This is a genomic window from Brevibacillus sp. DP1.3A (genome assembly GCF_013284245.2).
GTDB lineage: Bacteria > Bacillota > Bacilli > Brevibacillales > Brevibacillaceae > Brevibacillus.
Window position 1 is genome coordinate 6184976 of the sequence record NZ_CP085876.1, and the last position, 25958, is coordinate 6210933.

The 25958-nt window shown below is 45.8% G+C and carries 22 protein-coding genes, 1 pseudogene and 1 riboswitch; of the genes and pseudogenes, 3 read left to right on the forward strand and 20 right to left on the reverse strand.

Going from position 1 to position 25958, the window contains the following annotated elements:
- Positions 1-61 precede the first annotated feature (61 nt).
- The 5 genes and pseudogenes from HP399_RS28620 to HP399_RS28640 form a co-directional block, all read right to left on the reverse strand.
- Positions 62-1219: pseudogene (locus HP399_RS28620) on the reverse strand (IS3 family transposase).
- Positions 1220-1345: 126 nt separating this feature from the next.
- Positions 1346-2119 carry a phosphate ABC transporter ATP-binding protein PstB gene (gene pstB / locus HP399_RS28625; RefSeq protein WP_173621250.1) on the reverse strand — a complete coding sequence of 258 codons (774 nt, stop codon included), beginning with the start codon at positions 2117-2119 and terminating at the stop codon, positions 1346-1348.
- Between the two features lie 19 nt (positions 2120-2138).
- Complete coding sequence (pstA, locus tag HP399_RS28630) at positions 2139-3029, reverse strand: phosphate ABC transporter permease PstA (protein ID WP_173621251.1); 891 nt, start codon at positions 3027-3029, stop codon at positions 2139-2141.
- The gene (gene pstC / locus HP399_RS28635; protein ID WP_173621252.1) at positions 3030-3977 is read right to left on the reverse strand and encodes a phosphate ABC transporter permease subunit PstC; all 948 of its coding nucleotides are present in this window, start codon (positions 3975-3977) and stop codon (positions 3030-3032) included. It lies immediately after the preceding gene.
- Between the two features lie 89 nt (positions 3978-4066).
- Positions 4067-4996: a phosphate ABC transporter substrate-binding protein PstS family protein gene (locus HP399_RS28640; protein WP_007721131.1), complete on the reverse strand. Its 930-nt coding sequence runs from the start codon at positions 4994-4996 to the stop codon at positions 4067-4069.
- A gap of 185 nt (positions 4997-5181) precedes the next feature.
- On the opposite strand from HP399_RS28640, the gene HP399_RS28645 reads away from it, so the two are divergent.
- Positions 5182-5382 (forward strand): DUF378 domain-containing protein, encoded by a 201-nt coding sequence (locus HP399_RS28645; protein WP_173621253.1) that lies wholly within the window; start codon positions 5182-5184, stop codon positions 5380-5382.
- A 236-nt stretch (positions 5383-5618) separates the two neighbouring features.
- Here the strand turns inward: HP399_RS28645 and HP399_RS28650 are convergent.
- From HP399_RS28650 to HP399_RS28690, 9 genes are all read right to left on the reverse strand, one after another.
- Positions 5619-6772, reverse strand: a protein-coding gene (locus HP399_RS28650; RefSeq protein ID WP_173621254.1) for an IS3 family transposase whose coding sequence is annotated in 2 segments (ribosomal slippage) — positions 5619-6511 and positions 6511-6772 — 1155 coding nt in all. Because the reading frame shifts where the segments join, the coding sequence is not laid out codon by codon here.
- A gap of 464 nt (positions 6773-7236) precedes the next feature.
- Positions 7237-7785 carry a GerMN domain-containing protein gene (locus tag HP399_RS28655; RefSeq protein WP_173621255.1) on the reverse strand — a complete coding sequence of 183 codons (549 nt, stop codon included), beginning with the start codon at positions 7783-7785 and terminating at the stop codon, positions 7237-7239.
- Positions 7786-7799: 14 nt separating this feature from the next.
- A complete protein-coding gene (locus tag HP399_RS28660) occupies positions 7800-9467 on the reverse strand; it encodes an N-acetylmuramoyl-L-alanine amidase family protein (protein WP_173621256.1) in 1668 nt (555 codons plus the stop codon).
- A 170-nt stretch (positions 9468-9637) separates the two neighbouring features.
- Positions 9638-10114 (reverse strand): hypothetical protein, encoded by a 477-nt coding sequence (locus HP399_RS28665; protein ID WP_173621257.1) that lies wholly within the window; start codon positions 10112-10114, stop codon positions 9638-9640.
- 41 nt (positions 10115-10155) lie between these two features.
- Entirely contained in the window at positions 10156-10413 is a 258-nt protein-coding gene (locus tag HP399_RS28670) for a hypothetical protein (protein WP_173621258.1), read from the reverse strand.
- A gap of 129 nt (positions 10414-10542) precedes the next feature.
- Positions 10543-12138: a peptide ABC transporter substrate-binding protein gene (locus HP399_RS28675; RefSeq protein WP_173621283.1), complete on the reverse strand. Its 1596-nt coding sequence runs from the start codon at positions 12136-12138 to the stop codon at positions 10543-10545.
- A gap of 136 nt (positions 12139-12274) precedes the next feature.
- Positions 12275-13927, reverse strand: a complete 1653-nt coding sequence (locus HP399_RS28680; RefSeq protein ID WP_173621259.1) for a peptide ABC transporter substrate-binding protein — start codon at positions 13925-13927, stop codon at positions 12275-12277.
- 424 nt (positions 13928-14351) lie between these two features.
- Positions 14352-15977 carry a peptide ABC transporter substrate-binding protein gene (locus HP399_RS28685; RefSeq protein ID WP_173621260.1) on the reverse strand — a complete coding sequence of 542 codons (1626 nt, stop codon included), beginning with the start codon at positions 15975-15977 and terminating at the stop codon, positions 14352-14354.
- Positions 15978-16218: 241 nt separating this feature from the next.
- Positions 16219-17022, reverse strand: a complete 804-nt coding sequence (locus HP399_RS28690; protein ID WP_173621261.1) for a helix-turn-helix domain-containing protein — start codon at positions 17020-17022, stop codon at positions 16219-16221.
- 115 nt (positions 17023-17137) lie between these two features.
- On the opposite strand from HP399_RS28690, the gene HP399_RS28695 reads away from it, so the two are divergent.
- Positions 17138-17587, forward strand: a complete 450-nt coding sequence (locus HP399_RS28695; protein ID WP_173621262.1) for an SRPBCC family protein — start codon at positions 17138-17140, stop codon at positions 17585-17587.
- A 57-nt stretch (positions 17588-17644) separates the two neighbouring features.
- On the opposite strand, the gene HP399_RS28700 is transcribed toward HP399_RS28695, so the two are convergent.
- From HP399_RS28700 to HP399_RS28720, 5 genes are all read right to left on the reverse strand, one after another.
- Positions 17645-19294, reverse strand: a complete 1650-nt coding sequence (locus tag HP399_RS28700) for a peptide ABC transporter substrate-binding protein (RefSeq protein WP_173621263.1) — start codon at positions 19292-19294, stop codon at positions 17645-17647.
- A gap of 188 nt (positions 19295-19482) precedes the next feature.
- Positions 19483-20322 (reverse strand): MetQ/NlpA family ABC transporter substrate-binding protein, encoded by an 840-nt coding sequence (locus HP399_RS28705; protein WP_173621264.1) that lies wholly within the window; start codon positions 20320-20322, stop codon positions 19483-19485.
- A 59-nt stretch (positions 20323-20381) separates the two neighbouring features.
- Positions 20382-21047, reverse strand: a complete 666-nt coding sequence (locus tag HP399_RS28710) for a methionine ABC transporter permease (RefSeq protein WP_007721152.1) — start codon at positions 21045-21047, stop codon at positions 20382-20384.
- Positions 21048-22061 (reverse strand): methionine ABC transporter ATP-binding protein, encoded by a 1014-nt coding sequence (locus tag HP399_RS28715; protein WP_173621265.1) that lies wholly within the window; start codon positions 22059-22061, stop codon positions 21048-21050.
- 100 nt (positions 22062-22161) lie between these two features.
- Positions 22162-22278: riboswitch (SAM riboswitch) on the reverse strand.
- A gap of 268 nt (positions 22279-22546) precedes the next feature.
- Positions 22547-23533, reverse strand: coding sequence for an LCP family protein (locus tag HP399_RS28720; protein WP_173621266.1), 987 nt, complete (start codon positions 23531-23533; stop codon positions 22547-22549).
- 186 nt (positions 23534-23719) lie between these two features.
- Here HP399_RS28720 and HP399_RS28725 point away from each other — a divergent pair, with 186 nt between their 5' ends.
- Entirely contained in the window at positions 23720-24949 is a 1230-nt protein-coding gene (locus tag HP399_RS28725) for an MFS transporter (RefSeq protein WP_173621267.1), read from the forward strand.
- 294 nt (positions 24950-25243) lie between these two features.
- Here the strand turns inward: HP399_RS28725 and HP399_RS28730 are convergent, their stop codons facing one another.
- Positions 25244-25945 carry an SDR family oxidoreductase gene (locus tag HP399_RS28730; RefSeq protein WP_173621268.1) on the reverse strand — a complete coding sequence of 234 codons (702 nt, stop codon included), beginning with the start codon at positions 25943-25945 and terminating at the stop codon, positions 25244-25246.
- Positions 25946-25958 lie beyond the last annotated feature (13 nt).

Here is a 25958-nt window from a genome sequence, read left to right on the forward strand (position 1 = left end):
CTCCCGCAAGCACAGGGACTGACCCCCGTTTCTAGGACAGGGATCAAAACACCTTACAAGTTTAAGCAGCCAGTCCTCGGAATTCAACCGGCGACTGGTTGTTTAGTTTCGTTTGAATACGAATTGAGTTATAGTAGGTAATATAATCTCGAATGGTTTGTACAACGATTGCCGTCGTTGTACTTGTAAGGCCTTCGAGATAGAACGTTTCTGACTTTAGCGTGGAATGAAACGATTCGATTGGGGCATTATCAGCGGGCATTATCAGCGGGCATTCCCTTGCGGGACATGCTCATGGTAATGCCTTTTCCTTTAACTGCTTCTTGGTAAGCTTGAGACGTGTATACGCTACCCTGATCACTATGTAGCATCATTCCTGGTCGATTAGGAAGTTGATTCAATGTATCTAAGACAAACGAAGTGTCTTGTTTATCTGCTATGGAGTAAGCAACAATCTCCCCGTTGTATAAATCTAAGATGCTTGATAAGTACAACATTTTCCCACCAAACGGCAAATATGTAATATCCGTCACTAACTTTTGCAACGGAGCTTCGGCATGAAATTGACGTTGTAGTAGATGCTCAGCTGATTGTGAAGGTTGTCCCGTTGGTTTACGTTTCTTGATGCGTACTCGACATTGCAGTTGTTCCGCTTGCATAATCCTCTGCACACGCTTGTGATTAATTAGCTGTTCATTCCGAAGGAGTGCCGTGATCTTTCGATAGCCATAGCGGAATTTATGTAGGGAACATAGCTCCCGAATCTTTTCAATTATGAGATCCTTCGGTTTCGTTTTAAACACCGACTTCCATCGATAATAGGTGGATCGGGCAATACCCAACCAAGCGCAAGCTTGAGTAATAGTTACTTCTCCTCTGATGGAGTCCATCCATTTGACCACGCTTTTAGGTGACACCTCCTTTCCAACTCCTTGTACTTTTTTAACACGTCCAGTTGTTGTTTCAAAAATCGATTTTCTGCTTTCACTTTCTCAAGCTCTGAAGTGTACTCAGGGCCTTTGCCAAAGCTATATTGTTTGCCAACAGGTTGTTCTAGTCGATGAAGTTCACCCTCTCGATACCACTTCATCCAGACCTTTAACTGAGTCACATTGCGGATTCCGAGTCTCTCCATAACCTCCTTCACTGGAACACCTGCCAACCTCATTTGAATCGCCTGCTTCTTAACTTCTACTGGGTAACTCACTCTAGTTGTCAATGCAAAAACACCTCCAAGATTGTCCCCATATCTTACGACATGGTTTAGTTCTCTTGAAGGTGTTTTGATTTGTCTCACTTTAAGGGGTCAGTCCCCACATGTGCTCGGGAGGGCTTTTCTTTTCTATTAACCAAATCGTCCGCTAATATATGCTTCGGTTTTTTCGTTCTCAGGTGAAGTGAAGATTTTCCCTGTCTCATCCATCTCGATCAGCTCACCCATCAGGAAGAAGGCAGTTTTCTCAGAAATTCGCGCTGCCTGATGAAGGTTATGGGTAACGATCACGATCGTATACTCATCTTTTAGCTGCATGACCAGCTCTTCGATTTTCATGGTAGAAATCGGATCGAGAGCGGAAGCCGGTTCGTCCAAAAGCAAAATGGTCGGCTGCATTGCGAGGGCACGCGCGATACAAAGCCTTTGCTGCTGTCCACCAGAAAGGGAGAGCGCTGAGTCGCGAAGACGATCTTTTACCTCGTCCCAAAGCGCTGCTTTTCGCAAGCTCGACTCAACCAATTCATCCAAATCACGTCTATTGGTCATTCCGTGGAAACGCGGTGCAAATGCGATGTTTTCATAGATCGATTTAAAAAATGGATTCGCTCGTTGGAACACCATTCCTACCACTTGGCGCAGACTCTCGATGTTTACTTGCGAGCTGTTAATGTCGATACCATCTACAATAATGGAACCCTCTACACGACAAGAAGGAACCAGATCATTCATCCGGTTCAAGCTCCGTAAAAGCGTCGATTTCCCGCATCCGGACGGACCGATAAAGGCCGTCACGGAGTTGCGTTCAATATCCATTGATATATTTTTTACGGCGTGCTTCTCTCCGTAGTATACATTCACGTTATTCGTCTGAATGATCGTTTCTTGCATGGTCAGTACGGACATGGCTGCCACCTACCTCTTCTTAGTTTGATCCTGACGTCATCTTTTTGTAAACCCAATTCCCGAACCAACGAGCGGAAAGGTTAAAGAGCAAGACGGCAATAATCAGAACAGCAGATGCGCCATCTGCGACATCACGCGCATCCGGTGTCAGCCCCTCGCTGTTTACCTTCCAAATATGCACGGCCAATGTCTCGGCAGGACGGAACGGGTTCAACGGTGAGGTCGTACTATTCAATGAGAAGTCGGTGAAATCCAGATTCGGTGAAGACATCCCCGCTGTAAACAGCAAGGCAGCCGCTTCCCCAAATACACGGCCAGATGCCAGAATGGCACCTGTAAGGATACCTGGGAGTGCTGCTGGAAGGATGACAGACACGATGGTACGCCATTTGGTAATACCAAGCGCGAGACTCGCTTCCTTTTGACTACGTGGTACGTTGCGCAGTGCATCCTCTGTTACACGAACCAAGAGTGGCAGGTTAAATACCGTCAGCGCAAGTGCTCCACCAAACAGGGTATAACCCCAGCCAGTCATATTTACGAATACGAGCAATCCAAACAAACCAACTACGATAGACGGAAGAGAAGACAATACTTCTATACTCATGCGGATAAACTGTGTAATCTTGTTATCCGGCGCATATTCAGCCATATAAATGCCTGCTCCGATCCCGAGCGGCAACGCGATCAGCATGGTCAGGACCAGCAAGTACAACGAGTTGAAAAGCTGTGGTCCAATCCCGCCACCCGCATTGACAATATCCGGTGGAGAGGTCAAAAAGTCGAGATTCAGCTTATGCCAGCCTTGTGAGAGAATGAAGCCCAATAGTCCCACCAAGGTACCGATAATCAGTACGGCAATCAGTGTCAAAACAACAGTAGCAGCGCGGTCCATCAGTCTCGCTTTCATCTATTTCGCCAACCTCTTTCTGCCCAACAGGCGCAAAATCACGATAAAGATGAAAGACATCGCCAAGAGCAGCAAAGCCATTGACCAGAGAGCGTTGTTATACGGAGTTCCTTGAATCGTATTCCCCATGTTCAATGTAATACCGCTAGTGAGCGTACTGATCGGTTCGAGCAAACCGCCTGGCAGCTTCGTTGTGTTACCGATAACCATTTGCACAGCCAAAGCTTCTCCAAAAGCACGAGACATTCCCAAAACAATGGCCGTCAAACAGCCAGGAAGCGCGGAATGCAACACGACATTCCAAATGGTTTGCCAGCGAGTAGCACCCAACGCGAGCGAAGCGTTGCGCAAGTCTTGCGGAACAGCCTCAATGGCATCTGCTGCCACACTCGTAATGGTAGGCAAAATCATCAGGGCAAGAACAAGTCCCCCTGCCAATAAGCTGAAGCCAAGAACATCAAATTGTTCGCGAATAAATGGAACAAGCAAAGTTAGTCCAACATAACCGTAAACGACCGATGGGATACCAACCAACAGCTCGATTACCGGCTTCAATACTTTTTTCCCGAAGCCCGGAAAGATCTCTGTCATAAAAATAGCGGCGCCGATTCCGAGTGGTGCGGCAATCAAAGCAGCCAGTGCCGTTACGAAAAACGAACCAAGAATAAAAGGCAGGACACCATACGCGGATGGTTCACCTTCTGGGTCCCATTTGTCATGGGTTAAAAATTCTTTGAAGCTTACTCCATCGACGAAGAACGTCGACAACCCTTTTGAAGCAATAAAATAGGTGATCGATAAAACAACAATAACGAGCAAACCCGCACAAATCATCGCAATGGTTTTGCCAGTAATATTCTCTGTCTTTTGACGCTTGTTCGTTGTCAGCATTTTTTGCGCAATCATCGATTTACGCTCTGTATTTACCCCTTCAGTACGATGGCTCATGTTCTCCCTCCTGGAAAGAAAACGACTGTACGCAAGCAAAATGAGGGGAAGGCCCCCCTACCCCTCTATTTTGCTGTTGATGATAACGCTTATTTTTGTGTTACTTTGCCTTCTGCATCACGTTCCACTTTCATATCTGTGATTGGCAGGAAGCCCAATTCTGTTACAGTTTTCTTCTGTACTTCGTCAGTCAGGATGAAGTCGAGGAACGCTTTTGCATCGCCAGTTGCTTCACCTTTGGTGTACATATGCTCGTACGCCCATACTGGATATTTGTTCGATGTAATGTTTTCTGCATTTGCTTCCACGCCATCCAATTTCAGAGCTTTTACAGAGTCATTGAAGTAGGACAGTGCCAAGTAACCAATTGCACCTGGTGTTTCAGCAATGATTTTGCGAACAGTACCGGAGGAATCCTCTGTGATACCTTCTGCTTCTTCTTTACCATCCAACGCGAATTTGCTGAATGTCGCGCGAGTTCCGGAAGATTTCGGACGGTTAACCAGCGTGATCTTCATGTCTTCACCGCCAACGTCTTTCCAGTTGGTGATTTTACCAGTGAAGATGTCGATCAATTGTTGCTTAGTCAAGTTGTCTACTTTTACTTGCGGGCTTACTGCTGCTGCCATACCGACAACCGCTACTTTATGGTCTACCAGTTCGTTTGCTGGAATGCCTTTTTTCTCTTCTGCGAAAATATCGGAGTTACCGATCGTTGCTGCACCGCTTGCTACTTGGCTCAAGCCCGTGCCGCTTCCTCCGCCTTGTACTTGGATTTGTGCGCCTGCATTTTTTGCCATAAAGTCTTTGGCCGCTTGCTCGACCAGAGGCTGTAAAGCGGTTGAACCCACTGCTGTTACAGGTTCACCGGAAGTTTTTGTTGTCGAACCAGAGTTGCTTTGCTCCTGAGCTGGTTTTTGCGCTGGTGCTGGTGTCTGTGCTGTGTTGCCACTTCCACACCCCGCGAGTAATGCCCCTACACATGTCAGCGCAATAAACATTTTGCTGAGTTTTTTCATTGGATGAAAATCCTCCTTAAAAGGTTCGGTTTGTTTTTTTCTCTCTTACAAGTACAAACTATACAGCGGGAATGTTGTCGTATTATGTTGTGAATGTAAAGCTTTCTTAAAGATCCCGGGATTCCTGTTGTAAAACGACGCAAACATGGGAATACTGTCCCTATTCTTTTGGTGGGGGTGTCCATGTGGAACGGCTAGCTTTGCTTTTTGTGATCATTGGTGCCCTGAACTGGGGATTAATCGGGTTATTTCAATTTGATTTAGTCGCAAGCTTGTTTGGTGGAGCGGAGTCTATCGTAAGTCGAATCGTGTATACGATAGTAGGCTTGTTTGGGGTATATGCCATCAAGTTTCTATTCACGGATCGCGAAGAAACGCCAACATAAAAAATGATGTCCGGCTGTTGGGGTGAGGAGGAAACAGGAGAAAACGCTCAGCTTCTTGTCCCACCCGCTGAGGGATTCACTGCCCGCCTCCATGCAAAAAGCGAAACCGCGTCCAAAGTAGTTCTTTCAGGATGTTTTTCAGAGGTGGACGCTTAAGAGCGTGTTTCGCTTTTTGCATTCCGTCTCGGTCGGTTGGTCATAGCCCTGTCAAATAGACAGTGAAAAAGAGTAAATTTTTATGCGGCAATCGCTTCTCGGTATTCTACAGGGGAGAGATTGCCGAGCTTTTTCTGGAAACGATCTTGGTTATAGTAGTTGATATATTCCGTTACCATTCTCCGAGCTTTCGTTTCATTTGCTGGTCTTTCAAGGTAGAGTTTCTCTGTTTTTAAATGGGAAAAGAAGGACTCGATGCAGGCGTTATCGTAACAATTCCCTCTTCTTGAATGACTTCCAATAAGCTCTTTATCATCAAGTAGATTCTTGTACGTTTTCGTTGTGTATTGATATCCTTGATCGGAATGAAGAATAGCACCTTTCGCGTTTACATGTTCTACTGTACGAAGAACAAGTTGTAAATCGTTGTTAGAAGACATCTCCCAGGCCACAACTTCGTTGTTGCACAAATCTAAAATGACCGATAAGTATACAAATTGATGTCCAATTCGAATAAAGGTAATGTCCGTTACTAATTTCTTCAATATCGTTTCTGCTGCAAACTCACGATTGAGAACATTTTGAAAAACAACTGATGGCTTACGCCCCGCAAAGGGGCGCTTCTTCCGAATAACGGAGCGAATTTCTAGTTCCCGCATGAGTCTACGCACTTTTTTGTGATTCATTGTAAATCCCTCTTTGTGTAGAGCTGTACGCATCCGTTTATAGCCGAAATGTGGACGAAGTCGATGAATGGCAAGAATATGTTCCTTCAGGTCGGTATCTCGTTCAACACGATGAGTAGCACGGGGCTTCAAGATCGTCTTCCACTTGTAGTAACCTGCTCGCGATACTTCCGCAATCTTACATAGCATCGTGACGGAATAGGTATGACTCATTTTTTCAATGGTACGAAACCGGGCTTGCTTATCCAACTTCCCTCCCCGTGTAGATTCGGATTGAGCTTTTTTAGATATTCTAAATGAGCTTTCAAGTAGGCGTTTTCCTCTTCAAGATTGCTAAACTTCTTCCTCCCCCAGCTCCCCCGATAATCCTCAAACGACTCTCCGTTTTGATGTCTACGAACCCAGACGATGATTTGGGCATCGCCCTTAATCCCTAATCTTTCTCGAATTTTCGCATAGGTTAACCGCTCTTCAAGTCGTAGTCGAACAGCTTCTTTCTTGATCTCATCGCTATAACGCACAAAGACTTGTCCTTTTTTGGGTGGCATGAAAAAACCCCTCCGGTCAACAGTGTTGAGTACATGATATCATGAACTCTTTTTTTACTGTCTACCATGAGGGGATAATACCAGGTGTACCAAAGATCTTCGCTTTTTTCTCCTGTTTCCTCTACGAGCTTTCCGTGCTATTCGAGGTTTTAAAAGCCTTAAAATAAGATTGAAGAATGTAATCAGTCACGACAGAGAAGAATATTTCCAGACGTAGCGACTTGTGGAGTCCAACCGAGCGGAGAAGCGATTAGCGGGCAAAAGAAACGCAACGTGCCCATGCGACGAAGCGGCTACCACTTTTGCGTTTCCCCGCTAATCGCTTCGGAGCGGACAGTCTCAGCCCCCAGCAGGACGGAGCCTGGAGCCTAGTCTGGAAATATTCTTCTCCCCACGACAGCCACTATACGAGAAAAAAAGCAGCACATCCCGATTAACAGGATGTGCCGCCTTTATGTGATGAATTAATTGTCTCGTTTCAGTGGCTCGGAGAGATCTACGTGCCCCATCAGCGTTTCTACTTTCTTGCCATCCTCCAAGAAGACAATCTCCTTTACTTCCGAGAACTGAAAGAATGTATTCTTCAACGCATCCAAAGCCATCGTCTCGCCACTTGAACCCATATTGAACTGATTCTTGCTATCTGCGTCAATTTTCAGGGTTCCTTTATCAAGTGTGATCGAATGGTACTTGAAGTCTTTCCACAGTGGAATGTGCACGTCTGGCTTTACAGGCGTCTCCAGCAGGGCAAGTGTCTTTTTGTACTTCTCGATATCTTCTGCAAACGTGATCTCTTGCTCTTCTTTTTGCAGCTCCATCACATTATTATCTGAATAGTAAACGGTGACCATTTGCTTTTTCAGAGTCGGCTCTGTTGTCGATGGATCAGTGTTTGAACCAGATGGCTGTTCTACTGGTGTGGTTGGCTGTGGTGTTTCTGTCGCATTTTGCCCACATCCGGCCAAAAGCAGCATCACTAACGCTGCCATCCAGATCGCTCGACTTTTTTTCATCGTGAAAAGCCCCCTTACTGATAAGACTCGTAGTATTCACGAATAGCCGCAACAATGGCTTTCGCGATTTTATCTTGGAATGCCGAATTCGTCAGCTGCGCATTCTCCTGTGGATTGGAGAGGAAGCCAGTTTCGGTCAACACAGCAGGCATTTTCGTGTTTTTGATCACATAAAAGCCGCTCTGCTTGACGCCTCGATCCGGGAACTGCGTTGCCCCACGCAAATGTTTATGTACCACTTGGGCAAAGTCTTTGCTGTTTTCATTATAATAGAAAGTTTCTGTTCCTGCAGCCGTCGGTTTCGGGAATGCGTTGGCATGCATAGACAAGAACAAGTCGGCATCTAACTCATTGGCAAAAGCGGCACGCTCTGACAGTTCATAAAACACATCCGTCGTGCGGACGGGAACGACTTGAAACTCTGGATATTGCTTCAGCAAAGCCACAATCTTATTAGAGACAGCCAAATTGTAATCTTTTTCATTGTTGCCAGTGGAGCCCTTCGTGCCTGGGTCTTTTCCTCCATGACCGGCATCAACGACGATCAGGTAGCCTGTTTTCTTCGGTTTTGGCGTCAATTTTACTTCGATACCGTCTTTCGTGTAAGCCAGCTCATACGTGCTCTTTTGGTTTAGCTCAATAACGACGCGAACCGTGTCAGGAGATGCACTGTATTGGCTGTAACGCAGGTTAGCGATGAGAGGTTCTTCTTTCGCTTGTTCTGCCTGATTCAGTTCGTCAGAATCTGAATCTGAATCTGAATCTGTGCCTTGGTCTTCATCATCAGCAGAGGCTACTTCCTCAGATTCGCCTACGCTATCGTTTTTCTCGTCTTGACGTTTTAGATCTTCGATTAAATCATCATCCAATGCTGTTTGTGGGAGATCCAAGACGATCCGATGAGGACCTGTCATCACAAAGGACTGAGGAATGACAGGTATAGTCGTTTCAATACGAACACGGTCGCCGTCCTCAGATACATCTTTCAAAATATTGAGGCGATCGATCTCAACCTGATTATTTTTCTTGTCCCACGCAAATGACCCTCCAAGCTCGTCCTCCAATTGACGTAATGGGAGAACCAACTGATCATCAATCGTCATCCCGCGCTCAGGTCTTTTCCACGCAAAGCCTTTTTGTCCCACTTGCTCAGCTACAGCCTGTGCGGACGCGTACATCGTGTCTTCCACTTGATACAGCTTGATCGGCTGGGTTGGTGCCTTGCCATTCAGCTTGACCTGTGGTGTTTCGTTCGCAATGACAGTTCGTGTGCTGTTGTCCCACCCGACTGTAACACCAAGTGACTCCCCGACAAAACGCAGTGGCAGCAGCATACGCTTTTGTGAAATAACAGGCGGCGTATCGAGCTTCACTTGTTTGCCGTTCAACACTGCTGTACGGGAGTCAAGTGTAAGGGAGAGCTGCTGTGTGCCTCTGGAAATGACAGCTGTTCGAGTAGCGTCATTCCAATCCACTTTTGCACCTAGCCCTTCGGCGATGACACGGACGGGAACCAACGTGCGTCCATTCTTGATGACTGGCGGCACTTCAGCATTCACTGCTTGTCCACCAATCATGAGATTGACAGCCTCCTCTGAGGCACTGCTTGCTGCAACCGCCCAACCGGGGATTAGCAGCAGGACCAGCAGCGCAAAAAGCAGAGGGTAAAATCGTCTCTTCATCCTGACCTCCTCCGTGATGTCTGTTTTCTTCGTTATGTGGCGTCAGCCAATGTGCAACGTTCACCATTCTATTAGACGCTAGATGATCTGTAAAGTTTATAGTCTTTTGGTACCAAAATGAAAAGACCGCCTCCGCAAGCCCGCGAGACAGTCTTTATAACTGATATTTGTTATCGAAAAAATCCCCTTCTCTCTTGCCTACTTACTTCTTGAACCGGTTTTTTTATCATGTTCAAGCCACCGTTGGCAAGAAATTGCTGTATCAGCGAAATCACAGCTGGATTTGACAGCACCTTAATGGAGTCAGCTACCTTTGGGTTTTTCAATTGGGGAATAGCGTCGCCTAGATACGGTAAAAGCGGCAGTAAATCTTCGATAGAAATAGCAGGCTTTTGTGGTTGGGGTACAGCTTCCACTTGAGCGGTATTCCGTCGTCCTCCAAACAGCAGACCTCGACGTTCTCCTGTACTTCTTGGAGGTGCCTGTTTAAGACGCCCCAGTGTATTCTTCATATCCTGTAGCTCCTGTCGCACCTGACTCATTTCTCTCATCATTTGGGCATTGTTTGAATGCTGTGCATCCGCAAGTTTGTTGATCGATTCTTGCAAAGTGCCCCTAGGGACAGCCTGCTTCTTTTTCGCTTTCATTTTCTCAACGATAATCCCACCTCCCGCCTCACTCTACCCCCTTATCTAAACCGTTTTTTTATATTATCCAAATCCTTTGCAGTGACACCTTTTTTCGAAAGCTTATTCAACAGACTTCCGACATTTTCTGTTTTCTGCATCTGACGAAACTGCGCAGCATAACTGTTAACCTCTTGCTCGGTCAATTTTTTCCCTGACTTTCTGGCCATTTCACGAATGACTTCCTTGATTCCCGCATCCGTCCTCAGCTTTTCCTTAGGAATTGATTTTACAATGTTGAGCAAAGAACCAATATCCATCCATATCCCCCCTAGTTGCAGTTAGTTCCTTTTTACTCTATGTAGCCAAGGGCGTAATGGATTGGTCATTTGTCCATGAGACTGAAAAAAAGAAGAGGGACACGAAAATAGCCCTCTTCTCCTGCATTCTTATTTTTTTGTGATGTCCGCATATTTGAAGTCAATATCCCCAAACCCATCCATCACTACATCTTTCAAATTCTCGTTCTGCACCCAAGAGTTCGCGTAGAAGTAGATTGGCATGATTGGCATTTCATCCATCAGGATTTGCTCAGCCTGCATGAGAATTGCTTTACGCTTCTCTGGGTCTTGCTCCAGAGCAGATTGGTTCAGGAGCTCCTTGTACTTTGGATTTTCCCAACGTGTATCGTTATTTCCGTCGTCTTTTTCCTGGAACATTTCCAAGAAGTTGATGGGATCATTGAAGTCACCCAGCCAGCCTCCACGAGCGATTTGATAATTACCTTCGTGTACGTCTTCTAAGTATACCTTCCACTCTGAATTTTTGAGCTTGATATCTACGCCGAGGTTTTTCTTCCATTGATCCTGAATTTCTTCTGCGATCTTTTTATGGCCTTCGGATGTGTTGAAGGAGAGTGTGATTGACGGAAGTTTGGAGATACCCTCTTCCTTCATACCTTCTACCAGTAATTTCTTTGCAACTTCGAGGTCATTATCTTTGAAGTAACCGTCTTTGTTCAACGCCATGCTCGGTGGTACATAGCCTGTTGCAGGTACTTGACCAGCTTTCATGATATCGGCGGTGATGCTTTCACGATTAATTGCATAAGCGAACGCCTTACGAATTTTTGCGTTGGTAAAAGGCGCTTGCTCTGTATTGAAACGGTAAAAGTAGGCACCGGCGATTGGTTGTGTCTTCAAGATGCCCGTTTCCCTCAAAACCGGAAGTGCGTCGATTGGCAGCGAGGACATTGGAGCACCCGCCCAATCCAGTTCGTCGTTATCAAACAAGGACAATTCCGTATTCTCATCTTCTATCATGGAGAATTCGATCTTATCCAACTTTACATTGGCTTTATCCCAGTACTTCTCGTTTTTTACGACAGTCAGATTGCTCTTGTGTTTCCAAGTTTCCATTTTGAATGGTCCGTTGCCAACAACCGTCTTAGCCTCGTCAGCCCATTTTTTGTTGCCTTCGACTACCTTCTTGTTCACAGGGAAGTATGTTTTAAAAGCAACCAGCTCCGGGAAAAATGGTGTCGGGTTTGTCAGTTCCACGTTTAGCGTCTTATCGTCAATCGCCTTTACCCCAACGTCTCCCGCCTTGCCGGTCCCTTTGTTGAAGTCTTCTGCACCTTTCACATAATACAACTGGTAGGCGTAGTTAGATGCTGTCTTTGGATCGAGTGCACGTTTCCAAGCATATTCGAAGTCACGTGCCGTTACTGGATCGCCGTTGCTCCATTTAGCTTCACGAATCTTGAAAGTATAAGTCTTCCCATCCTTAGAAACGGTATAGCTCTCTGCCGCGGCTGGGTGCACCTTACCGTCTTTTCCGAGACGTGTCAGACCTTCGAATATAGCAGTGATGATCGTGCTAGAGGTAGTATCCTCCGCAATTCCTGGGTCTGCTGTAGGCGGCTCCGATTGCAGATTTATTCTTAAAACTTTAGGTTCAGCTGCTTGGACAACACCTTCGTACCCTGTCATCATTCCACCGAAAACGAGGACTGAACTCAAAGCCAGAAAAACACTCTTTTTCATCATACACACCCCTATTTTCTTAATGAAAATCTTCCGAAAATTAGTATACATTAAAAGTGTAAAATTTTGGATATTAAATAGACAAAAAAAGAAGAGAGGTGAGTATAACACCGCTCTTCTTTTACAGGCACAGCTATTATTTCTTTTCTGCGATATCTGCGTATTTGTAATCTACAGCCCCCAGACCATCGATGATTACGTCTTGAACCTTGTCGTCTTTCACCCAAGATTGTGTGTAGTAGTAGATTGGCATAATTGGCATTTCATCCATCAGGATTTGCTCCGCTTGCGCCAGGATAGCTTTACGTTTTTCTGGGTCTAGCTCCAGAGCGGATTGGTTCAGGAGTTCTTTGTACTTCGGATTTTCCCAACGAGTATCGTTGTTTCCGCCGTCTTTTTCCTTGAACATTTCCAGGAAGTTGATTGGATCGTTGAAGTCACCCAACCAGCCTGCACGAGCCACTTGGTATTTACCTTGGTGTACGTCATCCAGGTATACCTTCCACTCTTTGTTCTCGAGCTTCACGTCTACGCCCAGATTTTTCTTCCATTGGTCTTGGATTGCCTCAGCAATCTTTTTGTGACCTTCGGAAGTGTTGAAGGAGAGAGTAAGTGCCGGGAATTTGGTGAGACCCTCTTCTTTCAATCCTTCTTCGAGCAATTTCTTCGCTGCTTCGATGTCATTATCCTTGTAGAAACCGTCTTTGTTCAGTGCCATGCTTGGTGGTACATAGCCTGTTGCAGGCAATTGACCAGCTTGCAGGATGTTGTCGATCAGGCTTTGACGATCGATCGCATAGGCAAACGCTTTACGGATTTTTACGTTGTTAAACGGTGGTTTTTCTGTGTTGAAACGGTAGAAGTAAGTACCCGCGATTGGCTGAGTTGTCATTTTACCGGATTCTTTCAAAGCTGGGATCGCGTCTGTTGGCAACGCAGATGTTGGAGCACCTGCCCAGTGCAGTTCACCGTTTTCGTACATGGACAGCTCGGTATTCTCATCCTCTACCATGGAGAATTCGATTTTGTCCAATTTTACATTGTCTTTATCCCAGTAGTTGTCGTTTTTGGAAACTACGAGCTTGCTCTTGTGCTCCCAAGAATCCATTTTGAATGGACCGTTACCAATAACTGTTTTCGCATCGGTAGCCCATTTCTCATTGCCATCTACTACTTTTGGATTAACAGGGAAGTATGTTTTGAATGCAACCAGCTCCAGGAAGAATGGAGTTGGGTTCGCCAATTCTACTTCGAGTGTTTTATCGTCAACTGCTTTTACGCCAACTTCTTCTACTTTACCCTTGCCTTTGTTGTAGGCTTCTGCGCCCTTCACATAGTACAGTTGGTATGCATAGTTGGAAGCTGTTTTTGGATTAAGAGCGCGTTTCCACGCATATTCGAAATCTTTTGCGGATACAGGATCGCCGTTGCTCCATTTGTTATCACGGATTTTAAATGTATATTTTTTACCGTCCTCAGAAACAGTATAGCTCTCTGCTGCTGCTGGAGCATATTTACCGTCTTTACCAACGCGAGTCAGACCTTCGAAGGTAGCTGTGATGATTGTGCTGGAAGTTGTATCTTCCGCAATACCTGGGTCAGCTGTTGGTGGCTCGGAGTGCAGGTTCAGTTTCAGTAATTTAGAGCCAGTTGCTGGTGCAGAATTTTCTGTCTTTCCTGCCGATGCATTGCTATCTGCTGGTGCCGCCTGGTTTCCGCCACCGCATCCTGCGAGTGCCGCACCAAGAACGAGGATAGAACTCATTGCCACGAAAACATTCTTTTTCATACAAGTAATCCCCCTTTTCTAAATCTTTTATCAATATACATGGTTTTATATATTTTTTAAATATGTTTTAGAATGATTTAATAAATTTTTATTTATTTATAAAGAGAATTAATAAATTATAAAATATATTGATCGATAAATAAATTTTCCATAACATCCCTCCCTCGATATCTTTAAGGAAAACCGCATAATATCAAGCTTTTTCAGGGTTGAGGATTCACACCTCATTTATTGATCTATTTTTTCATTCACCCAATTTTGCCCACATTCAGTAAAGTGACAATAGTATTTTAATTAATAATTTTATAATTTCTAATAGTATCGTTAATCCTCTGCTCGATTGTTTCTCTCTTATAAATGATTTACAAAAAAAGAAGAGTGCCGTAGCACCCTTCCTTTTTTACAACGAGTTATGCACTTTTTCTTATTGAATGTCTGCCCATTTCCAGTCTACGAAACCGAGACCGTCGAGTACTACACCTTTTACTTTGTCTTTTTTCACATAAGAATGAGTGTAGTAGTAGATTGGCATTGCTGGCATTTCGTCCATGAAAATGGCTTCTGCTTGTGCCAGGATTTGTTTGCGTTTTTCTGGGTCTTGTTCCAAAGCAGACTGGTTCAACAGCTCTTTGTACTTCGGATTTTCCCATTTCGTGTCGTTGTTACCGCCATCTTTGTCCTTGAACAGGTCCAAGAACGTGTATGGATCGTTGTAGTCACCAGTCCAGCTAGAACGTGCGATTTGGAATTTACCTTGGTTTACATCTTCCAAGAATACTTTCCATTCTTTGTTCTCCAGCTTAATGTCTACGCCGAGTGCTTTTTTCCATTGGTCTTGGATCGCTTCGGCAATTTTCTTGTGACCTTCAGACGTGTTGAAGGAAAGTGTCAGGGTCGGCATTTTCGTAATGCCTTCTTCCTTCATACCTTCTTCCAGCAATTTTTTCGCTACTTCTACATCGCCGTCTTTGAAGTACGGGCTTGTTGCCACTGCCATTGTTGGCGGGATCAGACCCATAGCTGGTTCTTGGTTTGCTTGCGTGATGTTGTCGATGATAGATTTACGATCGATTGCATAAGCAAACGCCTTACGGATTTTCGCGTTGTTGAACGGCGGAACTTCCGTATTGAATTTGTACATGTACGTACCCGCGATCGGGCGTGTTTGCATTTGACCGGATTCTTTCAATGCAGGAATCGCATCGGTAGGAAGTGCGCTCAAAGGTGCTCCGGACCAATCCAAATCATCATTGTCGAACATAGACAGCTCTGTATTTGCATCTTCAACCATGGAGAAGTTGAGTTTGTCGAGTTTTACAACGTCTTTATCCCAGTAGGTATCGCTCTTCACGAGAACCAATTTGCTCTTATGTTCCCATGTTTCCATTTTGAATGGACCGTTACCTACGTGTGTAGCTGCTTCGCCCGCCCATTTATCGCTGCCTTCCACTACTTTTTGGTTAACTGGGTAGTACGTATAGAACGCAGTCAGCTCCAAGAAGAATGGGGTTGGGTTTTTCAAAGTCACGACGAGTGTTTTATCGTCTGTCGCTTTTACGCCAACATCATCAGCTTTTGCTTTGCCCTTGTTGTATTCTTCTGCGTTTTTCAGGTAATACAATTGGTAGGAGTAGTTAGATGCTGTCTTCGGATCGAGCGCTCGCTTCCAAGCGAATTCGAAATCTTTTGCAGTAACTGGCTCTCCATTGCTCCATTTGCTGTCACGCAGGGTAAATGTATAAGTAAGACCATCTTGGGATACGTCAATTTTTTCTGCTACAGATGGTTGTGGTTTGCCATCTTCGCCAATACGAGTGAGACCATCAAATGTTGCACGCAGAACCGCACTGGAAGTAGAATCCTCAGCCAATGCAGGGTCAGCAGTTGGTGGCTCGGACATCATGTTCATTCTCAATTCTTTAGGTCCACTTGTTTGCTCACCAGCAGGTTTGTTACCTTGCTCGCCTGCTTTCTCGCCGCCGCCACAACCTGCCAGCGCCGCACTCAAAACTAGGATAGAACTCATTGCTGCAAAAACGCTTTTTTTCACGGTGTTGACCCCCTTTTTTCTATCGGTAATACTTCATTGAAAGCTACTCCACAAATATACTGCATTTTTAGTAATATTGAAGACATTTTAAGTAAAATTAATTATGTTTTATTCAAACATCAAATTCTATTAAAGGAAATAAATTTGGTATTTTCATCATGAAGAAGTATGCCTCGTACATAAAAATTTATGCAGCATGAAAACAACCCCTCCAGCCAGAAGGCGAAGGGGTTCACTATGATTAAATATGGGCTCGTCGATACTCGTTCGGTGCTACACCGACGATTGCTCGAAAATCTCGAATGAAGTGAGAGTGATCGTAGTAGCCAAGAGAGGTAGACAGGTCCAGCCAATCTTGGACCGTTCCCTGGTCAATCTGCTCTGCCGCCTCATGCAGTCTGTATCGTTGGATGACCGACTTCGGGCTAACGCCTACGTACCGATCAAATAAACGCTGCATCGTCCGCAAGTTCATTCCGGTCAACTGTACCGCATCCTCGACCTTGAGTACGGCTCGATCTGCCTGGATCATCCTGACGATTTCACTGATGCGCGCTACATTCGGGTCAGGCTTCGGCAAATGTTCGAATAGAAAGGCTTCTACCGTTTTCACCATTTGCTGATCATCTGGCAAGCTCAGCACTTCTTTCTCAAGCTGCTCGGTTGCAACACCAAATACGGCTTCCAGACTCGTAGAAGTGCCACTCAGCTTTGATACCGGGGCATTCAGAAACGGATAAAAACCTCCGGGCTTGAATTTCACACCGAAAACGTGACCGTGTCCCTCTAATAGATGCGAGGAAGTCGTGCGTGCTACACCAAAAATGCCCGTTGCTCCTTTTTCAAACACCAGATTCACATTGGGATGAGCCAATACCGTTTGCGAGTGAGGCAGTTCTGTACGCAAATCCCACCGGACGACCCAGTAGTGCTGCACGAAGTAGCTAATTTCGGCAGATGGCTCGTATCTATCTAGCGAAAATTTCTTCTGTCCAATCATGGCATGCAGTACACCCTTTGGGAACTTGGCAGTCTGATTTTCCAAGGCGCGCCTCCTGTCGTGTTTTTACAATACACACTACCGAATTCTTCTTATAGTAAGAGTAGTAGTTGGGAGACTTGATTACAATTCCCAAATGAAAAAATCAGGGGGTAAAACGATGGATCTTCGCTTCGATTTCTACATTAATGCTACGCCAGAGCAGGTCTGGCATGTGCTTACTTCCGATGAAGGCGTAAAGAGTACTTTCTTTGGCTGTACGATCCGCTCGACTTTTCAAGTAGGCGATGAGATGGCTTACGTTGGTCCGGGAAAAGCTGGTGACGACACGGTGCATGTATACGGGAAAATCTTGCAGTTCGAACCTCATCACATTTTCAGTTTCACTGAACATCCTGGTCCTGCGTATTACGAGAATCATGCGGAATTGCAGACTCGCGTCACCATTACCTTGGAACCGGTTGGCGGCTGCACCAAGCTGACACTGATCCATGATCATTGGACAGAAGACCACCCTTCCCACGCAAGTGCCAGCAACAATTGGCCGATGATGCTCTCGTCGATCAAGACGTATGCGGAGACAGGCAAGACACTTGATTTTGGCTACTAATACAAAAAAATCCCGAGACCAGCAATTTCGTTGGCCTCGGGATTTTTGTTAAGTTCGTTACTCCGTCATTTCTGCCCACTTCAGATCGATAAATCCGAGTCCATCCACTTGAACGCCTTTCACCTTGTCGCTTTGTACCCAGACATCGACATCTGTGAACATGGGGATCAAAGGCATAGCATCCATGAAGATTTGCTCAGCCTCTCCAAACAGCTGCTTGCGCTTCTCTGGATCAGTTTCTACCGATGCCTGTTTCAGCAGCTCTTGGTAGCGCGGGTCTTCCCAGCCCGTGTCGTTGTTGCCTGTATTACCATCACGGAACATTTCCAGGTAATTCATTGGATCATTAAAGTCTGCATTCCAGCCGATACGGCCTATTTCGTAATTAAGTTCATGCATATCCTGTATGTGAACAGTGGCCTCCTTCACCATGAGCTTTACTTCAATGCCAAGTTTTTGTTTCCATTGGTCCTGAAGCGCCTCAGCAATTTTCTTATGTCTGTCGCTTGAATTGTAAGTCAAGGTGATCGGAGGCAGCGTTGTCACGTTAAGCTCCTTCATACCTTCTTCCAACAGCTTTTTGGCCGTTTCTACATCATTATCTTTGAAGTAGCCATCTTTATTGATAATCATGGATTGCGGCAACATCCCCATCGTTGGCACTTGGCCCACTTGTGTGATGTTATCTACGATGGTTTTACGGTCAACCGAGTATGCCAAGGCTTTACGAATTTTCACATTGCTGAGCGGCCCTTTTGTCGTATTCAGTTTGTACCAGTACATCGTCGCTTTTGGATGAACAACGAGTTTGCCCGCGTCTCTCAGTGTCGGGATCGCATCGGTAGGAAGTCCGCCGAGTGGCTGACCTGCCCAATCCAGCTCACCGTTTTCGAACATGGACAGGGCTGTATTATCGTCCTCGATCATCGCGAACTCAACGCGATCGAGCTTCACTACGTCTTTATCCCAGTAGTGCTCGTTCTTTTCAAGCACGATCTTGCTCTTGTGTTCCCACCCTGTCATCTTATATGGACCGTTGCTTACGTGCGTCGCCGCTTCGTTTGCCCATTTTGGATTGGCCTCCACTACTTTTTGGTTAACCGGGTAGTACGTGTAGAAAGCCGTCAGCTCCAGGAAGTAAGGCGTTGGATTCTCAAGCGTGACTTCCAGTGTTTTGTCATCGATTGCCTTCGCACCGAGTTCGTCGGGCTTCGCCTTACCTTTGTGAATCAGCTGCGCATTTTTAATGTAGTACAACTGATAGGCATACTCCGCGCCAAATGTCTTGCCGAGGGCACGCTTCCATGCATACACGAAGTCATGGGCAGTTACTGGATCACCATTGCTCCATTTGGAGTCACGGAGCGTGAACGTATACACCAGTTTGTCATCAGAGATCTTTACATCGGATGCTACCGAATTCACTGGCTTTGCGTTTGCATCGAAGCGAGTCAAGCCATCAAACGTAGCACGAACGATCGCTCCCGCAGTGGTATCCTTCGCTAGACCAGGGTCCGCTGTCGCAGGCTCACTCATAATGTTCGCCCGAAATACCTGCGTCTTTGCATTTGCAGGCTTTTCAGCGGTCGCTGCGGTTCCCTCAGCTGGAGGGGTTGCCGTTGATGGCTGCGTACTCGTGGAGCATCCAGATAACACGGTTCCGGCGACCAGCATCGCGCCAAGAAACAACTTGAGATTTCTTTTCATCAGAAAATTCCCCCTTATCTATATTTTCTCATTTCAAACACAATATACTCGACGGGAATTGGGTTGAAAACAGGGTTGCTATAGATTTAATTTAATTTTATGAAAATTCATTATATTGTAAACAAAAGTAAAGCCCAACCAGCTACTAGGCCAGTTGGGCTTTTGTTGATCAATCAATTATTTCTACTTTAGAACGCTGGAATAATCGCGCCTTTGTATTCATCTTCAATGAACTTTTTCACTTCAGGTGAGTTCAGTGCTTTTGCCAGCTTTTGAATTGCTTCAGAATCCTTATTGTCAGGACGAGCTACCAAGAAGTTTGCGTATGGAGTATCTTTATCTTCAATAAACAGGGCGTCTTTGGTTGGAACAAGCTTTGCTTCCAGCGCATAGTTGGTGTTGATCAATGCCAGATCTACTTCTTCCAGAACGCGCGGCAGCATTGCTGCTTCTACTTCTTTGAACTTCAGGTTTTTCTTGTTCTCAACAACGTCTTTCACTGTACCGCTGATGCCAGCGCCTTCTTTCAGCTTGATCACGCCGTTTTTCTCCAAGAGTGCGAGTGCGCGACCGCTGTTTGTTGGATCGTTTGGCAGCGCGATTGTTGCGCCATCAGCTAATTCATCCACAGATTTTACTTTTTTGCTGTAACCTCCGAATGGCTCGATGTGTACAGCCACTACTGGCTCCAGGTTCATGTTTTGTCCTTTATTGAAGTCTTCCAGGTAAGGCTTGTGCTGGAAGAAGTTAGCGTCGAGTTGTTTCTCGTTCACTTGAACGTTAGGTTGTACATAATCGGTGAACTCTTTAATTTCCAAGTTCACGCCTTGTTCTTTCAGTTTTGGTTGAACGAATTTCAAGATTGCTGCGTGTGGAACGGGAGAAGCGCCTACCTTCAATGTTACTTCCTGTTGTCCGCCTTGTGCGCCACCTTCAGCTGGAGCGGGTGCTGTTTCCGTTTTGCCTCCGCAAGCTGCCAAAGAAAATGCCAACACAGTAGAAAGTACAGATACGACTAGCTTTTTCATGAATGATTTCCCCCTTGCATGTATTTATCTTATTATTTGAAACCCTATATGGAAAAATCCTACTTACGGCTGAATTTCAGAACCAGACGGTCCCCCAGCGATTGTAAGATCTGTACCATCACCAGCAAAATAACAACAGTCACAATCATGACATCGGTTTGGAAACGTTGGTATCCGTATCGAATCGCCAAGTCACCCAAACCACCACCGCCAATTACCCCAGACATCGCTGTATAGGAGACCAGCGTAACCGTCGTGATCGTAATACCCGCGATCAGGCCCGATCTAGACTCTGGCAAAAGGACATTCCAGACGATCTGCCAATTGGAAGCCCCCATAGATTGTGCAGCCTCAATCACACCTTTATCAATCTCACGCAGAGAGGTTTCCACCAAACGCGCGAAAAACGGAGCGGCACCAAATACGAGCGGCGGAATGGCACCAAGTACGCCGAGTGAAGTTCCTACGATCATTTTCGTCACAGGAATCAGCAAGATCATCAAAATGATAAACGGTACCGAACGTAATACGTTGACAACGAATGATGCGATCGTATAAAAAGTGCGGTTTTGCAGAAGCTGTCCGCGTGAAGTCAAAAACAGAATGATGCCCAACGGCAAACCAATCAGGACGGTAAACAGGGTGGAAAAGCCGAGCATCGTGAGCGTGTCCATCGTACCTACGCCGATTTCAGCCCAATCCACATTCTCGAATGTCCAGTCCATTTATATCACCTCTACTTCCAAGCCACGTTGGCGCAGCGTCTCAATGGTCTTTTGATTCTGTGCAACATCGCCTTCCAGTTCAATCACCAACTGACCATACGGCGTATCCTTCATGCGGGAGATCGTTCCCTGCAAAATGCTGAACACCGTACCAGTCTCTTGCATCGTTTGGAACAGGATTGGCTGGTACGTTTTTTCTCCGAGGAAGGTGACACGAGCAATGGTGCGGATCCCCGAAGCCTTTTCGTGCTCAACTGCTTCGCGCAGCTCTGTAGAATCCGCTACTTGTTCCACGAATTCTTGTGTCGTTGGATGCTTCGGACGAAGGAATACATCCAGTACGTTACCCGACTCGACGATCTTTCCTCCATCAATCACGCCAACACGATCACAAATGGAGCGAATGACGTGCATCTCATGGGTAATCAACACAATGGTCAACCCCAGCTTGCGGTTGATGTCCAAGAGCAGTGCCAGAATGGAGTTCGTCGTCTGCGGATCGAGAGCCGATGTAGCTTCGTCGCAGAGCAGCACTTTTGGATCATTCGCGAGCGCCCGGGCGATTCCGACACGCTGCTTCTGTCCGCCAGACAGCTGGGTCGGATATTTGTCCTTATGCGCCTCCAAGCCAACCAGCTTCAGCAGCTCGTTTACTTTCTTATCAATCTCTGCCTTCGGACGCTTGGCCAGCTTGAGCGGAAAAGCGACATTTTCGCCGACTGTCGAAGAAGACAGCAAGTTGAAGTGCTGAAAAATCATGCCGATTGAGCGGCGCTTTTCTTGCAGCTTCCCTTCATCCAGCTTTGTCAAATCGACGCCGTCCACAATAACTTCCCCTGAAGTTGGGCGCTCCAGCAAATTGATGCACCGGATCAACGTACTTTTCCCTGCACCAGAGTGTCCGATAATCCCGTATATTTCTCCTTGCTCTATGGAAAGGTCGATCCCCGTTAATGCTGGGATGGTTTTACCTTGTACTTGATAGCTTTTATGCAAATGACGCAGTTGGATCAACGCATCCACCTCCCGACCACAATCTTAATAAAATATAAAAACCCCTTTTTCAATAAACGAAAAAGGGGCTGCAACGCAATGTATACGTTCGCATCCACCCTTCTCATCTATACAAGATCAAAATAATCCTGTAGGAATTGGCACCGCGACGTTCATTCGAAAATGAACCGGCTGCCGGGCTTCATAGGGCCTGTCCCTCCGCCTCTCTTGATAAGAAAGATATCTACGTATATTATGTTCGTTTTTTTGGTTTCATCATGATACAAAACGGATTATATCCTTTTCGGAAATATCACGTCAATAGTAATAGAAGGAAAAGTTTTTTAATCCATGACGCCATTGCGAATGATTGTCGACTTTACGTGAAAGCGAAACGTCGCATCTTTGTACATCTTTCTCCATTCGGCCTGCGTCATATTTGCCATCCCTCTTCTCTTTGAACGATAGATGGATCCTTTTCCTAAAAAACACAAAAAACAGCACGCTTAGTTTTGCGTGCTGCTTTTCTTTTCTCCCTCAGGTTGATCTGTTGCTTCTGTAGGAGGTGCAATTTTTTCTTGGACAAACGACTGAACCTGATCGACATCCGGAACCAGAACGGAACCTGCACGGTGCGATTCACGGAACATCCCCATCGGCGGCAACTGATAGTTACCAGGCTCTAACGTATTCAATTTTAATCCGAGTGCAGACAGCTTCAGCATGTCCACCGAACTAATATTGGTTTGAACATACGGTGTTACTTCCTTCAAAATCGTAGGAAGCTGCATCAGCGTCGTACCATTCTTCATCTGATCCACGACTGCCGTCATCAATTTCCGCTGACGCTCCGTCCGTGTATAATCGGAGGTCGCATCATGGCGGAAACGAGCATATTGCAAGGCTTTGTCTCCATCCAGCTTTTGCAGACCCTTTTTCAGATTAATATCATAAGCACCTTTGTCTGTCGGGTCATGATAATACATATTTTTTTCTACATCGATCTCGACTCCGCCTACTGCATCAATCAGAGCCTTGAAGCCTTCAAAGTCAGTAATCACGTAACGATCTACTGGAATTCCAGTGAACTGACTAACCGTTTCCATTGCTAGCTCAGGTCCACCTTCTACAATCGCAGAGTTGATCCGCGAGCTACCTCTACCGGGAATATCTACATACGTATCACGTAGGATTGAAAACATGTCATAACGTTTCCCCGTAGGATCGATGCTGACCAGCATCATGGAGTCAGAACGAGGAAGCCCGTTATTTTTCATTCCTCTGCGGTCTACTCCCATCAGCAGAATATTGACGCGTTCCTTGCCATCCCACTCTGGTATTTCTGCTGCTTTGGTGGAATTCCCACCACTAGGCGGTGCGATGTTAGGCTCTTGAATATTTTGAGCAAATTGATAAAAAGAGTATCCGTAGTATCCAGCTGTCGTAGCCATCACGACAAGCAAAAGAAGCAACACTCGTTTCCATATTTTCATAAAGTCCACCTTTATTCTCTATATCCTCAGTTGATGTCATCTCTCCACTTTGTCTAGTATACTCGAATTCGACAAAAGTGGAGCAGCCTATATTTGGGTACCTGCGACATTGTAAACATTTTAATTTACAAAGTTTTGAATATTCGATATACTATTCTTATCCTTAATGATAAGGGGTGCAATCGCGTGATATCACCGTCAGCTTTTCTCAATCGCTATCCACGTGAGGCCATTTTCTTCCTCATCGCCAGCTTTATTAACTCCTCCGGGAGTGCCTTTATGTGGCCACTTACTACCTTATACGTACATACCATTTTGCAACGCTCGATGACAGAAGCTGGATTCGTCCTGATGATCCAATCTCTGGCTGGAATCTTCGGCCAATTCATCGGCGGCTCGTTGTTTCATCGACTAGGTGCCAAGCGTCTCATTGTCGGTGCATTGATTTTTCAAGGACTTATTCAATTTTCCATTCCTTTCGTTCAGAGCTGGCCTGTCTACTTGATTCTCATGATGGGGCTTGGCTTTACGTTCAACCTGTCATTTCCAGCCATTCAAGCATTTATTGGTTTCCGTTGGAAGGAACAGCGTCGCGAATTATTTAATATCGTCTACGTCGGTAATAATTTGGGAATGGCAATCGGAACCGCATTGGCAGGCGTTATTGCCACTCTATCCTTCCAGCTTACTTTTTGGTTCAACAGCACGAGCACCTTATTGTTTGCCTTGTTCTTCTTCCTTTTTATGAAGAACATATCTCATCAGGAACTGGTCGGAGAGCAACAGGAGGAACAGAAAAAACACCGTGAGAAAAACAACTTTACCCTGCTATTCCGCTACCAATTGTACTTGTTTATGGCATTGGGCGCAGCATTCATTTTCTTTTCCAATACGGTATGGAACACAGGCGTCGCTCCTTATATTACCGAACAAGGTATGCCTTTGTCTTCGTATAGCTGGCTGTGGACTATCAACGGGATTATCATTTTTGCCGGCCAACCCATCACATCCTGGATCAAGCGGCTGTTGAATCAGAGCTTGTCTGCCCAACTCGTCGTCAGTGCCATCGCGTATGCTGTCGGTTTTGGGTGTATGCTGGCTTACCACGGTAGTTATTACGCATTTGTTGTCGGAATGGTTATCACTACATTTGGAGAAATGCTCATCTCGCCCACTATTCCTACCTTTATATCGGAAAAAACTGGGGAGAATGCACCGTTTTATTTGGGGGTAGTTGGGGCGATTACAACTGGTGGAAGGCTGCTGGGGCCTTTAGCTATGGGGTTCATGTATGACCATGGTGGCATTAATCCAACCCTGTTCTTGGCAACGCTTGTCTCTGCGGGTTCGGTTCTGCTCTGTCTGTTACATGCTTATTTTCATCGGGAAAAACAAGCAGAGGTTGCTAAATACTGATTTCAACTGCAAAGAAGCCGCCCGATCCTTTTACAGGACCGAGCGGCTTGTTCATTACACTACTTCTTTTCTCCCTTGATTGGCACTTCCCAATCGACTTTGTTCTCTTTTATTACACGATCGAGCACAACTGATATTTCCTTCACATCATTTTTCTCAAAGCGCACCGCTAGCTTCCCTTCGAGTTTTATCGTACCATCATGAATAAAGTCTCCCATCGACGGGAGATTTTTTTATACCCAAAAAGCTGCCAAGGGATTCTCGGCAGCTTGGTAAAAACAATAGCAACGATATTCAGTTGTTTCTCACTGGCGGGCAGGTAAGCGACTTTCCGTTGTCTTGCGGACCAAGTCCCATGATGTACGGTACCGCCACACGGCTCCACTCTACCGGATTCGGTGCCGTGTCCACATCTTCTGGTGAGCATGATTGGAGCATGGAAGTATCGATACTGCCTCCTGGATCAAGCGCCACTGCTGCCATTCCCTCAGGCAATTCAGCTGCCAATGATTGCGTCAATCCTTCGATGGCGAACTTCGATGCGCAGTACGGCGATAAAAACGCTTCCCCGTTTCTTCCCCAGTATGAGCTGATATTTACGACGACTCCGCCATTTGCGCGCTGAACCATAGACGGTAAAAAGGCGCGAATTACATAGAAAACACCATTCACATTGATGTCCATCACTCTCGAAAACTCGCTTGCCGCAAGCCCAATGACTGGGCTGTTCCGGTTTATAATGGAGGCATTGTTAATCAACAAATCGGGAACGCCCACCTCGACTTTGATTTCCTCTGCCCACTTTTCCACCTGCTCCATTACCGAAACGTCGACGACAGAAAAATGATGCTGATCTCCGAATTGCTGACGCAGTCCTTGCACCTCTTTTTCCGAACGACCGCAGCCTGCAACCGCCCAGCCTGCTTCGTGAAAACGCTCGACCATCGCCCTACCCAAACCACGTGTCACACCTGTAATCACTACTAGCTTACTCATTCTCTCTCCCCCT